Source organism: Allobosea sp. 10L417 (assembly GCF_056395485.1).
In genome coordinates this window covers 63,147-76,266 of sequence record NZ_JBFTJP010000003.1, presented here as the reverse complement: position 1 = coordinate 76,266, position 13,120 = coordinate 63,147, and the positions used below count along the sequence as shown (strand labels likewise).

At 67.2% G+C, this 13,120-nt stretch carries 12 protein-coding genes; 3 read left to right on the top strand and 9 right to left on the bottom strand.

The genetic code is table 11. The annotated features are described in order from the left end of the window. Positions 1-45: 45 nt before the first annotated feature. From AC1DE3_RS10915 to AC1DE3_RS10885, 7 genes are all read right to left on the bottom strand, one after another. Positions 46-978, bottom strand: a complete 933-nt coding sequence (locus AC1DE3_RS10915) for an acetamidase/formamidase family protein (protein WP_441509307.1) — start codon at positions 976-978, stop codon at positions 46-48. Between the two features lie 152 nt (positions 979-1,130). Beyond that, entirely contained in the window at positions 1,131-2,429 is a 1,299-nt protein-coding gene (locus AC1DE3_RS10910; protein WP_441509306.1) for an FtsX-like permease family protein, read from the bottom strand. After that, the gene (locus AC1DE3_RS10905) at positions 2,426-3,127 is read right to left on the bottom strand and encodes an ABC transporter ATP-binding protein (RefSeq protein WP_441509305.1); all 702 of its coding nucleotides are present in this window, start codon (positions 3,125-3,127) and stop codon (positions 2,426-2,428) included. The genes AC1DE3_RS10910 and AC1DE3_RS10905 overlap by 4 nt, the downstream gene beginning before the upstream one ends. After that, positions 3,105-3,572, bottom strand: a complete 468-nt coding sequence (locus tag AC1DE3_RS10900) for a hypothetical protein (protein ID WP_476779790.1) — start codon at positions 3,570-3,572, stop codon at positions 3,105-3,107. Before AC1DE3_RS10900 ends, AC1DE3_RS10905 begins: the two co-directional genes overlap by 23 nt. A 28-nt stretch (positions 3,573-3,600) precedes the next feature. Further along, complete coding sequence (locus tag AC1DE3_RS10895; protein ID WP_441509303.1) at positions 3,601-5,343, bottom strand: alkaline phosphatase; 1,743 nt, start codon at positions 5,341-5,343, stop codon at positions 3,601-3,603. Positions 5,344-5,935: 592 nt separating this feature from the next. Further along, positions 5,936-7,018 (bottom strand): Ldh family oxidoreductase, encoded by a 1,083-nt coding sequence (locus AC1DE3_RS10890; protein ID WP_441509302.1) that lies wholly within the window; start codon positions 7,016-7,018, stop codon positions 5,936-5,938. A 91-nt stretch (positions 7,019-7,109) separates the two neighbouring features. After that, the gene (locus AC1DE3_RS10885) at positions 7,110-8,120 is read right to left on the bottom strand and encodes an amino acid ABC transporter substrate-binding protein (protein WP_441509301.1); all 1,011 of its coding nucleotides are present in this window, start codon (positions 8,118-8,120) and stop codon (positions 7,110-7,112) included. Positions 8,121-8,303: 183 nt separating this feature from the next. On the opposite strand from AC1DE3_RS10885, the gene AC1DE3_RS10880 reads away from it, so the two are divergent. From AC1DE3_RS10880 to AC1DE3_RS10870, 3 genes are read left to right on the top strand one after another with little or no spacing between them, the layout of a single operon-like run. Then, positions 8,304-9,104, top strand: coding sequence for an HpcH/HpaI aldolase family protein (locus AC1DE3_RS10880; protein ID WP_441509300.1), 801 nt, complete (start codon positions 8,304-8,306; stop codon positions 9,102-9,104). 13 nt (positions 9,105-9,117) lie between these two features. Continuing rightward, positions 9,118-10,038, top strand: a complete 921-nt coding sequence (locus AC1DE3_RS10875; protein ID WP_441509299.1) for a cupin domain-containing protein — start codon at positions 9,118-9,120, stop codon at positions 10,036-10,038. A gap of 11 nt (positions 10,039-10,049) precedes the next feature. Continuing rightward, on the top strand, positions 10,050-10,979 hold the full coding sequence (locus AC1DE3_RS10870) for a DUF6282 family protein (protein ID WP_441509298.1): 930 nt from the start codon (positions 10,050-10,052) through the stop codon (positions 10,977-10,979). Positions 10,980-11,227: 248 nt separating this feature from the next. Here AC1DE3_RS10870 and AC1DE3_RS10865 read toward each other — a convergent pair whose 3' ends face one another. Next, positions 11,228-12,214 carry a Bug family tripartite tricarboxylate transporter substrate binding protein gene (locus tag AC1DE3_RS10865; RefSeq protein ID WP_441509297.1) on the bottom strand — a complete coding sequence of 329 codons (987 nt, stop codon included), beginning with the start codon at positions 12,212-12,214 and terminating at the stop codon, positions 11,228-11,230. 84 nt (positions 12,215-12,298) lie between these two features. Further along, positions 12,299-13,102 (bottom strand): DNA-binding transcriptional regulator, encoded by an 804-nt coding sequence (locus tag AC1DE3_RS10860; protein WP_476852388.1) that lies wholly within the window; start codon positions 13,100-13,102, stop codon positions 12,299-12,301. Between the last annotated feature and the right edge of the window lie 18 nt (positions 13,103-13,120).

Here is a 13,120-nt window from a genome sequence, read left to right as displayed (position 1 = left end):
GGGTCGTCTTCTTGGTGGTGGCGTTTCGATGAATGCGAAATCGTGTCAGGCCCGGGCGAGGAGCGACATCGGCCGCGTAAGCTCGGTCTTCTCCAGCCGGGCGGCGACGCAATAGGCGGGGTTGAAGACGTTGGCGATGTCGTAGCGCACCGCCTGGCCCAGCAGATGGCTCGCCTCGACCGGATCGACGCCGAGGTCCTCGACGACCCAGCGCAGCAGTTCCGTGGTAGCGAATTGCAAGGGCTGGTCGAGCGGGCGCCCGGCAGCGATCACCAGTAGGTCGGTCTCGGTCTCGCAGCGCGGCCAGCGCAGCCCGAGCTTCTTCACGAGCTTCACCGAGAACTCGACCTCGAACGAGGTCTCGACGCCGGTGCCGGCGATCTCGCCATCGCCCTGGCAGGCATGGCCGTCGCCGAGGAAGAACAGTGCGCCCGCCTCGAAGACCGGGAAGGCGATGGTCGCGCCCGGCCCGAACAGCCGGTAGTCCATATTGCCGCCATAGGCGCCGCTCGTCGCGGTCGAGATCGCCTGGCCGCGCTCCGGCGCGACGCCGAAGCAGCCGAGCATCGGCGCGAGCGGGAAGCTCCAGTCTTTGATGCGGGCGGAGGGCTCCAGCAGCTTCACCGTGCCGGCCTCGGCATCGACAGCCCACTCATAGCGCTCGCGCTTCGGCAGTTCTCCCAGGATCGACGGGTCGAGCACGGCAGGCGCCAGCGGCGAATAGGTCCAGCCGGTCTTCCGATTCGGAGTCATCCGCTCGATGGTGACAAGCAGCGCGTCGCCCGGCTCGGCGCCGGTGACGAAGAACGGGCCGGTCATCGGGTTGCCGCGCGGCGCGTGCTGCACGCCGTCATGGCCGAAGCCGGCGGCATCGAGCGTGGTGGTGACCACGCTGTCGCCGCTGGCGATCTCCAGAACCGGGGGCAGAGTGCCGATCACGTTCGAATAGCGGGTCGGGACGAAGTGATGGCGCGCCATGAAAGCCTTCCGGAGCAGGTTCGCGTCGATGTCGTGGCCGGGCGTTGGCCGCTTGGCGCACTGACCGTAGGGGCTCGCCCATTCCGTGAGAAGCGCTTGCCGGCGAAGGGGCGCCCTGCGTCAGGCTCGCCCCGGCTTGTCCGGCGGAGGCCTCAGTCCCTCAAGTCCTGGATGATCGGGCTTCGATAGGAGATCGCCGCCGGCAACAGCGCGAGCAGGCTTCCCACGACGCAGAGCAGGCCCGCCTGCGCGAGCTCGCCCAGGCCGATCGCAGGCGAGAGCGAAAGCCCCGTGCGAGCCGCGACGAGGCCCGAGATCGCATGGGTCGCGATCACGCCCAGCAGCAGCCCGATGAGGCAGCCCGCGGCGATCAGGACGATCGTGCCGATCCACGTGACCAGCAGCACATAGGAGCGCGGCGCGCCGAGCGCCCGAAGCGTCGCATAGCGACGCCGGCGCAGCCCGTTCACGGCAATGAGGAGAAGCACGACGCTGGCAAGGATCAGCACCGCGTTGGAGGCGGAGGCGACGACGAGGATGTCCCGCATGTCGCCGAGCGCTCCGTAGAGCGAGACGAGAACCTCTGCCGGGAAGAAGGCCATGGTTCCGCCCTGCCGGTATTGCGCGCGCAGCGCATAGGCGCCGGCGACGCTCCTGGGCTTCACCACGATCGCCGGAACGCCCGGCACGCGCTTGCCGTCGAAGGGCGGCCCGATCCGGGCTTCCTCGGCCGGGCGTCGATCGCCTGTGCCCGACCCGGCGTGCCAGAACGGAGCGTCGCCGCGTGCCTCCTCGGCATGGCCGTTGCCGAGGCCATGGACCTCCCAGACGCTCTCGATCGGCACCAGGATGGCGCGGTCCCAGGGCGAACCCAGCCGCGGCAGCCGGCCCACGGCGGTATAGCCATGGCCCTCGTGCCTGTGGCTGAGTTCCTCCTCGTCGGCCTGGCCGGGTCTGGACACATGGCCAGCGACGCCGTGGGAGGGTTCGATCGTGTCGCCCAGCCGGTATAGGACATCGGCGCCGAGCACGGCTTCGCCTTCCGTCGTGAAAAGCCGGCCTTCGCTCGGCGCGATCCGGCCCCATCGTGAGGCAAAGGCGGCCGTCGTGCCGATGACCGGATAGCCGCGGCTGACATCGCCGAAGGCGACCGGCGCGAAACTCCCGACGCGCTCGTCCAGCGCCAGCGCCTTGAGGACCCGCCCGTCGAGCAGCGGCAGCGCGTCGAGCTGCAGATAGACACTCGACATCAGCAACTGCGTTTGGCTGCCGGGAGCGCCGATGATCAGGTCGAAATCATCGGCAGCCCGGGCTGAACCCTGGCGCAGCGCCCGTTCCTGGGCGCCGATCGCGATCCCGGTGGCGACTGCGAGAGCGACGAGCAGCATGATCGCCGGCGCGGTCCAGCGCAGGGCGCGCAGATCGGCCAGCACCATCGGCCAGGGGTTCATGCCGCGTGTCCCGCCCTGAGATCGAGCCTCTGCGCCAGCCGAGCGAGCAGGCGCGGGTCATGCGATGCGCAGATAAGGGTGGCGCCGCTCTCCTGCGCAGTCTCGGCGAGCAGGTCCGCGACGCCATCGGCGTGATCGGCGTCGAGGCTGGCGGTCGGTTCGTCGGCCAGGATCAGGCGCGGTGCGTTGAAGAGCGCGCGGGCGATCGCGACGCGCTGCTGCTCGCCGCGCGAGAGAACCGCGGCCCGTCGGTGAGGGTCCTTCAGCCCGACGCGGGATGCCAACGCGAGGGCGCGTTCGCGGCCGGACGTGCTCAGGCGCCAGGAGGAGAAGCTCGCAGGCAAGGCGATGTTGCCGGCGACATCGAGCTCCGGCACCAGATGGAAATCCTGGAAGACGAAGCCGAGGGTCTGCCTGCGCCAGCGGTCGCGCCGGGCTTCGGGCAGGGCGGATACCTCGGTCTCGCCCCAGCGCACCGAGCCGGTGCCAGGGCGCAGCAGGCCGGCGATCAGATGAAGCAGCGTGGACTTGCCGCAGCCGGACGGGCCGCTGATGCCGAGCGCGGCGCCGGGCTCGATCACCAGTGCGGGAATATCGAGAACGCGGAAGGACTGCCCATCGCCGTCGCGGTGATCCAGTGCGATATCCGCGAGAACGAGCCGTTGCGCGCTCGCCTCAGGCGAGGGAGAAGCCGGCATCGGCGATCCTGATCTGGCTGACGAAGCCGGTCTCGGCATCGGTCGCAGAGCCGATCTCCAGCCGCCCGCTTACCACGACCTTGCGGCCGGCGCTGACCATCGCCGTCTCGTTCTTCATGAACACGACGACGATATCGACCGGCCAGTCGGCATCGGATTGGCAGAACGGGCAGATGGCGAGCGGTTCGCGCGTCAGCACGAAGAAATGGCTTTCCGGCTTTAGCGGCGGCGCCATGTAGCCGACCATCCGCACGGTCTTGCCGCGCAGGGCAGTGACCCTGTCGGAGAACTGGAAGCCCAGAACCCCGAAAGACTTGTAGAGGCCGTCGAAGGAGATCGACTCGGTCTCGGCGGCGGCGCGGGCCGGCTCGCCAAGGCTCGCCGCCGCGAGGCCGAACACGGCCCCGCGGCGGGTGATGGTCACGGTGGGGTTTCGCCGGCGCATGGATGCCTCCGCAGCCCCAATCATCGGCTCACTTGCCGCCGAGAGCCAGCGCTTCGGTCATGACGCGGAACACGAAGGTGTTGGGCTTGTGGCCGCGGAAGCGCTCCGCGCCGGGGCCCATCGCCGTCAGGATGACGTCGTCGGCCGAGTGGACGCCGCTATTGGCGTCGAGCGGGAGGTTGCCGACCTTGCGCGTCGCGAGCGGGCCCGAGCAGTCCTTCTCGTTGGCGATATTCGCCTTGCCGTCCGGGCCCTTCACGGCCGGAACGCGCTCGCCATCCATGGCGGGGCGGCCGGTATCGCAGGTGTCCGGATACGAGCCATAGACGACGGCCAGGCGACGCGAGGTGTTGATGTCGGTCGGATAGCCCTCGGCATCGAGCGGGCCGTAGTTCGGCGGCAGCGACTCGTTGTAGACGCCGAGCTTGTCGCGCAGCTGCTGGCCGGGGCGCTCGTCGTCATAGGTGCCGATGATCGAGATCGGATGGGCGTGGTCGGGGACGACGATGATCAGCGTGTCGTTGCGCTCGCCGGCGAAGTCCTTGGCGACCTTCACCGCGTTGTCGAGCATGATCGTGTCGAAAACCGAACGCTCCCAGTCGAGCGAGTGGCTGTACTTGTCGATGCGGGCGGATTCGACCATCAGCAGGAAGCCTTCGGGATTGCCCTTCAGCATGTCGATGGCGGCCTTGGTCTGCTCCACGACATCAGGCTGGTCCGGGAACTTCGAGATCGTGCCCTTCTTGGCGAGGCGCAGGTCGAAGGCACCGTCGATATTGCCGGTGTTGTAGAGGCCGAGCAGCTTCTTCTGGCCGGCGGCGACGGCCGCGTTCATCTCGGTCTTGGTCGTGGCGAGGGTGTAGCCGGCTTCCTTGAACTTCGCGATGAAGTCCTGCTCGTCGGTGCGCTTCGAGCCCGGCGTCGCCTTGGACAGGAAGTTCGGCGAGCCGCCGCCCATGATCACGTCGGGCTTCACGTCGAAGAACATCTTGACGATGTCGTTGAAGTCCGAGCGGCGGCGGGTATGGGCGACCATCGAGGCGGGGGTCGCGTCCTCGATCTCGGAGTTGGTCACGACGCCGACGGACATGCCGGTGCGGCGCTTGGCGAGCTCGGCAATGGTCTCGACCTTCGGATGGTCGAGGGTCAGCGCGTTCTTGGCGCAGTAGACGCCGAGCGCGTTGACGCAGGATTTATGGCCGGTGGTGTAGGCATGCGCGGCATTGGCGCTGTCGGTCACGATCGAGTCGGTGCCCGAGGTCGAGATCAGCGCCATGTTGGACATGTCGTCCATGGCGAGCTCGCCGTCATATTTGCCTTCCTTCCAGCCCTTGGAGAGGATGCGCGCGGCGGTGCGATTGGCGACCGACATGCCGTCGCCGATGAAGAGGATGACGTTCTTGGCGCGGCGCGGCTGGGCCGTGGCGAAGACGTCCCAGTTCACGGTCGCCTTGTTGCCGCCCTGCGTGGCTTCGACCACATAGCGGCCGGCCGGCAGCGAAGCGCCGCGCAGCCACAGGGCGGAGTGCTTCTGGCCTTCCTCGCTCTGGATGAAGCTGGTCGGACGGCCGAACACCTCGGCGGCCGGCTTGCCGTTGATGGTGACGTTCACATCGGCAGAGGTCGGCGCGTTCGGGAATTCGACCTTGAAATCGAACCGCGAGCCTTCGAGGATCTCGGCACGGTCGATCGGATAGACGGTCTGCGCGGCGGCTGACCCTCCCGTGACGCCCGCGGCGAGGATCGCCGCCAGCCATTGATATGCGCGCATTGTGGTTCTCCGCCTAAATGCTCGTGCCGGTGGCCCTCGCCTAAGGCCGGAACGTGACAGTTTGAACAAACTCGCGGCGACCGGGCCGCGCGATTTTCGGCTCCGTCGATCCGCCTGTCATTGGAGCCTGGCGGCGAGAGGCGCACGCATCGACGCGAACGCTATTGGGAACAATTTGAACGAAATCGCGACCCCTGTCTTAGGAACGGGGCGGCATGCTGCGGGCTGTTCACCGAGGAAAAGACATGGATATTTTCAGCATGCTGGGCCTGATCGGCTTCATTGCGCTGGCCTATGCATTCAAGCTGGCGACGGAGAGCGTGACCTAAGGATAAAGCTACCGGGGCTGGCGCATCCGGGCGCATGCAGGTAAGGATTGATTTACCTTACGTTGCGCCAGGCTGCCAACATGATCGACGTCGCTCTCAACCTGCTCGGCATAGTCGCGTTCAGCCTGCTCGGCTATGCGATGCTCATGGCGGTCAGAGGCCCGAAAGCCGAGGCTTGAATCGGAATGGCGCGCCAGCCATTCGTGCTTCTGCTTTGAATGGTCGTGCAGCCGCCTTTGCGGCAGGGCGATGCATGTTCGCGCTCAATCCCGATCCTGATTTGACCGGCTCTCGCTGAGAGCGATGGGGATCGCGACTCCCAGGCGGCGAGCGCGGCTGCGCAATGCATCGAGCGTTTCTCCTCCCAGGCGAGAGGCGCCGTCGAAACGGCTTCTGGCCTGGACTGCGCGATCTCCCGGCAGACGCGCGGGGCCGGCGCCCGGAGCCGTCCGCGAGCTGCGGATGCGATCGGCAAAACCGGAGGCGGCAGCCTCGAATTCCGCAAGGGGCCGCAACCCTTCGACCTGGATCGCCATGAACAGGTTGGCGCTGCCATAGGCGCGGGCCAGGTCGCCATAGAGTGGTTGCACCGCCTCGCCGATGCCGCCGGCCGAGAGCCCGCCGGCCAAAAGATCGACCATCACGGCAAGGCCGAAGCCCTTGGCCCCCGCGGCTGGCAGGAGCGTGCCCAGCAGCGCGTCTCGAGCGTCCCGTGTTGGCTGGCCTTCCGCCGTCTGCGCCCAGCCCTCCGGAATCGGCTCGCCCTTGCCGGCAGCCAGCCTGATCTTGCCCATGGCGCCCGCGCTCATCGCGAAATCCAGCGTAATGGGTTCTCCGCCCGTCGGGACGGCGATCGCCAGCGGATTGTTGCCGACGACGGCTTCGACAGCGCCGGGGGCCGGCAGCATGGGCCGTGTATTGGCCATGACGATGCCGATCTGTCCGCTCAGCGCGATCTTCCGCGCGAAGCGTCCGGCCGCGCCGAAATGAAAGGCGTTGCGCACCGCCACCACCGCAAGGCCATGCGCGGTGGCCCGCTCCGTTGCGATCTCGCAGGCCCGCTCGGCCGTGACCTGCCCCAGCCCGTTCCCGGCATCGATCGTCAGGCGCGAGCCCAGATCCGCGACGATCTCGCCCCTCGCGCAGGGATCGACGGAGCCTCCTGCGATCCGGTCCAGATACATTGGCAGATGCAGCAAGCCATGCGAGGCCAACCCCTCGATATCCGCATCGACGAGAGCCTCGGCCACCAGGGTCGCATTGTCGGGCGGCGCCCCGGCCGCTTCGAGCAGCGCGACGGCGAAGCCCGTCAGGATTTCCGCAGGATAGACATCCGAAACCGACATCGCTTCGCCTCGATGCAGCACGCCCGGCGCGACGACCGGGCGTGCAAGCCAGTTTTCAAATCCCGGCGGAGCCGGATCGGGACGATGTCGCTCAGCGCGCCGGCGGAGCGTATTGCAGGCCGCCGGCGGTCCAGAGCTTATTGAGGCCGCGCCCGATGCCGAGCTTCGAGCCGGCGCCGACATTGCGCTCGTAGACTTCGCCGTAATTGCCGACCTGCTTGACGATCTGGAGGGCCCAGTCTGGCTTCAGCCCCATCGACTCGCCGAAATTGCCGTTGCCGCCGAGCAGGCGCTGGGCCTCGGGAGAACCGGTGCGCTTCTGCTCCTCCGCATTGGCGGCGGTGATGCCGAGTTCCTCGGCATTGATCATGGCGTAGAGCGACCAGCGCACGATGCTGGTCCAGGTCTCGTCGCCCTGACGCACGACCGGGCCGAGCGGCTCCTTCGAAATCAGCTCCGGTAGGATGACGTATTCGGCCGGGTTGACCAGCTTGAGCCGGTAGGCGGAGAGCGCCGAGACATCGTTGCTGAACACGTCGCAACGGCCGGATTCGAAGGCCTTGGCGACTTGGTCGCCGGATTCGAAGGCGACGCCCTCGTATTTCATGCCGTTCGCCCGGAAATAATCGGCGATGTTGAGCTCCGTCGTGGTGCCCGTCGGCACGCAGACCGAGGCGCCGTTAAGGTCCTTGGCCGAGGCGATGTTCTGCGACTTGCGGACCATGAAACCCTGTCCGTCATAATAGGCGATGCCGACATAGCGCAGGCCCATCTGGGTATCGCGGCCGAGGGTCCATGTCGCCTGCCGGGACAGGACGTCGATTTCGCCCGTCTGCAGGGCGACGAAACGGTCCTTCGGGCTGAGCGGGGTGTAGCGCACCTTCCCGGCATCGCCGAGGACGGCGGCCGCGACCGCGCGGCAGATGTCGACATCGAAGCCGCCCCAGCGCCCCTTCTCGTCGGGGACGGAGAAGCCGGCCACGCCCGGGCTGACGCCGCAGACCAGTTCGCCGCGATTCCTGACATTTTCGAGCGAACCGGCAGCGGCAGGCAGGGCGGAGGCGGCCAGCAGGCCGGCGATCAGCAGGAGGCGCTTCTTCATTTGGGATGGCCTTTCAGACGGTGCGATCCGCCGCTTCATTGAACCTGGCTCGATCTTGCCGCCTTTCTGACCAAAGGGCAGGCACGCATCAATGCATTTCGAAGCGTGAAACGCGGCAACTTCCGGCCGCGCTCGGCAGAGCTGGTGCCATCATCGCCGCCACCGAAACCGGCACGTTGCAGCATGCAAGCTCCCGCACCCAACAGCTTCCGCCAGCGCCTTCTCAGTGGCGCCTTCCTGGCCGGCAGCTTCATCAAGACACCCACCGCTCACGCCACCGAGATTCTCGGCCATAGCGGCTTCGACTTCGTCGTCGTCGACCAGGAACACGCCCCCTTCGACCGCAACGCGACCGATATCGCGCTGCTGGCGGCGCGCGCGGCCGGCATCTCCGGAGTCGTCCGCGTTCCCACGCTCGCGGCGGACGCGATCCTGTCGGTGCTCGACTGCGGCGCAGTCGGGGTCCTCGCGCCCCATATCGCTGATGTGGCCGATGCCGAGGCGCTCGTCGCCGCCTGCCGTTATCGCGGCGGCCGGCGCGGCTTCTCCGGCGTCACCCGCGCCGGCCGCTATGGCGGCTCGAAGATGTGGGACCTCGTCGATGCCTCCGACGCGGCCGTAGCCACCATCGCCATGATCGAGGACCCGTCGGCCATCGAACGGATCGACGCGATCCTCGCCGTTGAGGGATTGGATGCGGTCTTCATCGGTCGCGGTGATCTCACGGTCGCCTTCGGCGCGCCCAATCGCGACGCTCCGGTGGTTCGCGATGCTGTGGACGCGATCTTCCGGGCGGCGAAAGCGGCCGGCAAGCCGGTCTGCGTGATGACGGATAATGGCGAAGAATCCGCCGCCTTCGCCGAGCGCGGCGCCAGCGCCTTCATCCTTTCTTCGGACCAGGGCTTTTTGCGCAAGGCCGCAACCGACGCGCTCTCACAAATGCAGGCAGCCCGAAGCCGGGTCGAAGCCTCCGCAGCGCGATAGGAGTACCGAACCCGTGTCGAACTATCCTTCCAGCGATCCACGCTCGCAATTGTCGGCGCAGCCGGCGGCCAAGGCACCTGCGGTCAAAGCCTATGCCGGCGCCGACTACGCCCGCTTCTATGCGCAGGAGCCGCAGCAGGCCGGCGACGGTTTCAAGACCTGGCTGGCRCGCGGGCAGAACTTCATCGTCGCCTATTCCGATGTCGAGGCCGGAGCCGTGCTGGAGCGAGCATCGCAGCCCGACGAGTATTGCCTGATCCTGCCCGAGAAGACGCTCGGTGCGACGGTTTCCGCCGGGGGCGCGACCGTCGACGTGCCGGGCGGCTCGATCGCCTTCATCCCGCCGGGCGCATCGCGCATCACGACGACGGGCACGGGCCGCCTCATTCGCATCTTCTCCAGCGCCGCGCCCGATCTTGCCGCGGCCTGCTCCAATGCGGCTTCCTACGCGCAGCCCCACGCCAATGTCGCGCTGCTCAAGCCATGGCCGGAGCCAACAGGCGGCTGGAAGATCCGCAGCTACAGTCTCGATGCCGGTGGCGGCGAAGGGCGCTTCGGGCGCATCTTCCGCTGCACCACGCTGATGGTGAACATCCTCGATCCGCGCATGGGCTTGCGCGACATCACCGCGCTCTCGCCGCATCACCATGACGATTTCGAGCAGGGCTCGCTCGTCATCGACGGCGGTTATATCCACGACATCCGCTGGCCCTGGACGCCGGACATGCGGATCTGGCGCGAGGACGAGCACGAGCTGATGGCGGCGCCTTCGCTCACCGTGATCCCGCCGCCGTCGATCCACACCTCCCGCTCGGTGCTGCCCGGGCTGAACCAGATGATCGACATCTTCTCCCCACCCCGCCTGGATTTCTCGCAGAAGCCCGGCTGGGTCATCAACGCCGCGGATTATCCGATGCCCGGCGAAACCGCGTGAGGGCCATGGACATGACTGCCACTGCCATGAATGCCGATGCGCGCAGCCGCCAGATCGCCGACCTCCTGGTCGGTGCCGTCGACCTTCACTGCCATAGCGGCCCGGCCGCCATGCCGCGTATCCTCGACCATCACGAGGCCATGCTGGACGCCGCCGAAGCCGGGTTTCGCGCCGTCGTCTACAAGGACCATTTCTACCTCGGCACGGCCCATGCGATCCTGCTCGAGAAGCTCGTGCCCGATACCGGCGTCAGGCTGTTCTCCGGCATCGCGCTGAACAATGCCTCGGGCGGATTCAACCCGCATGCGGTCGACCATGCCATCAAGCTCGGCGGCAAGATCGTCTGGCTGCCGACGCTCTCGGCGAAGAACCACATCGACGTGCTCGCCTCGGGCGCGGTGAAGACCTTCCCGAAGACAGCGCAGAAGATGCTCGATCCAATCCCGCTGACGGCCTTCGGCGCGGATGGCAAGCTCATCGACGAGGTCAAGCAGATCCTCGACCTGATCGCGGCCGGCGACATCATCCTCGCCGGCGGCCATCTCTCGACGCCGGAGCTTTTCGCGGTGTTCGAGGAAGCGAGGGCGCGTGGCGTGAAGAAGCTGCTCGTCAATCACCCGACCTACATGGTCAACCATTGCAGCGATGCGGAAATCCGCCATCTCGTCGATCTCGGCGCGGTGATGGAGCATTCGATCTGCATGTTCGTCGAGGGCAAGTCGAAGAAGTTCGAGCCGTCGGAGCTGCGCCGCGTCATCGAGGTCGCCGGCGTCGAGAAGACCGTGCTGTGCTCCGATCTCGGCCTCGTCGGCTCGCCGCGCCCGGTTGACGGCTATCGCGAGATCGTCGGCCATCTGCTCGACCTGCAGTTCACGGAAGCCGAGATCAAGCGAATGACCGGTGGCCATGCGGCGGAGCTGCTGGGGTTGGACGCTGCTTAGGACCCAACCCGATCCATCTCTAGTCTCGCGGACTCTTCTTCCGGGTAGGAGCGTTGGAAAAATGAAGGGCGCGGGGAACCCTTCTCCCGGATGGGAGAAGGGCAGGGATGAGGGCCTGTCCTACCCGCAGGAGACACAACGGGACCGCCGCGCTCCAATGAACAGCGGCGGTCCCTCGCCCCTGCCCGTCTCCCATCCGGGAGAGGGGTTCTCCGCGCGCATCCCTGCGCCATCGTTAGCTGGAAAACCTAGTCGAGTGAAATCCCCGCGGCCTTGATCACATCCGCCCACCGCGCGATTTCCTGCGTCTGTGCGACCCGCAGAGCGGCGGCATCGCCGGTGCGGGCCCGCACGCCGATCACTGCGAGTTTTTCGCGCCCCTCGGCACTGTCGACATAGGCGCGGGTGATCGCGGCGAGGCGCGTCGCCACCGGCTCGGGCAGCCCCTTGGGGCCGACGAGCCCGAACCAGCCCGTCGCGTTGACATCCGCAAGCCCCGCCTCCGCCACGGTCGGTACCTCAGGCAGTTGCGGTGCGCGTTGATCGCTGGTGACCGCGAGCGCGCGGATTGCGCCGCTCTTCACATGCGGGATGTAGCTCGGCAGGAAATCAATGGCGACGTTGACGGTTCCCGCCAGCAGGTCGGTCGCGAGCGGTGCCGAGCCGCGATAGGGCACATGCGTCATCTCGAAGCCGGCCTTGCGCTGGATCAGCTCGCCCGTGATGTGCCCCATCAGGCCGAAGCCGGGGCTGCCGAAGGTCAGCTTGCCCGGATTGGCTTTCCCATAGGCGACGAGCTCCGCGAAGGACGAAACCGGCAGCGAGGGGTGGACCGCGACGATGCCCTGGACGTCGCCCAGCAGCGCGATCGGCGCGAAATCGGCGAGCGGATCGAAGGACAGCTTCTTGTAGAGCAGCTTGTTGGTCGCGAGCGGCCCCGAGGAAGAAAACATCAGCGTATAGCCGTCCGGCGCTGCCCTGACGACGCTGGTCGCCGCGATGTTGCCGCCGGCGCCCGTCTTGTTCTCGACGACGAAGCCCTGCCCCAGTTCGCCACGCAACCGCTCCGCCAGCAGCCGGGCGACCACATCGGTCGAGGCGCCGGCCGGGAAGGGAACGACGATGTTGGTGGGGCGGCTTGGCCAGGTGTCGGCGAGCGCCTGCCGCTGGCCGGCCAGGAGCCCGGCTCCGGCGATCGAGGCCATGAAACTGCGGCGTGAGAGCTGTCGCTCCATCGAGATCTCCTCCGGACAACGCCTCTTCGGACGTGTTGGCCGGAGACTAGGGGCCGCCGGCCGGCGGCCCGCGGAAAAGGCAGGCTATTTCTCACCTTGAAATGCGACGCCCATCGACTGCGACAGCGCTTCGAGCTGTGCCTCGATGCTGGCCGCAGCCTTCTTCAGGGGATGGATGATCCGCGCCTTGTCGTCGGGGTTCGCCAGGGCCGAGCGAAAGAAGGTGACGCCGAAGGTTGCGAGCACCCGCTCGCCGAGCCTGATCGGCACCGCGACCGTGGCCGAGTTGCGTGGCTCGGCGGCCGCATCCCGCTCGGTATAGCCGCGCCAGCGGGCCTGCGCGATCAGCTGTTCGATATCCTCGTCCGTCAGGCTGCTATTCTCGGGGTCGGAGGAAGCCCGCATCGCCGCTAGCAGCACGGCGCGCTCCTCATCCGGGCAGAAGGCGAGATAGGCGCGCCCGAGCGCCCGGCCGCCGAGGCTCAGGCGATAACCCAGCGTCGCATGGAAGGGCGAGATCGGGCTGTCGGGAATCGTACTGAAGCGGACGATGACGGCGTCGTAGTCGAGCAGGCAGACCGCGCAGGGCCATTTGATCTGGCGTGTCAGCGCCGTCGCCCAGGGGCGGGCGGCCTCGATCACCATTGGCGCGCCGTGGAAGCCAGAGCTCAGATGCGCCACCTGCGACGTGACAAGATAGCCGCGCATCCGCTCGTCGCGCGTCACATAGCCGGCTTCGATCAGCGTCTCGAGCAGGCGCACGATGGTCGGCTTCGGCAGGCCGGTGCGGCGATGCAATTCGCCGACGGTGGCCGCGCTCAAGCGATTGACTTCGGTCAGCAGCTTGAGGGCCTTGAGAACGGATTGAACGGGCGCGAACGAGAACACTCTGAGGAGTCCGGCATG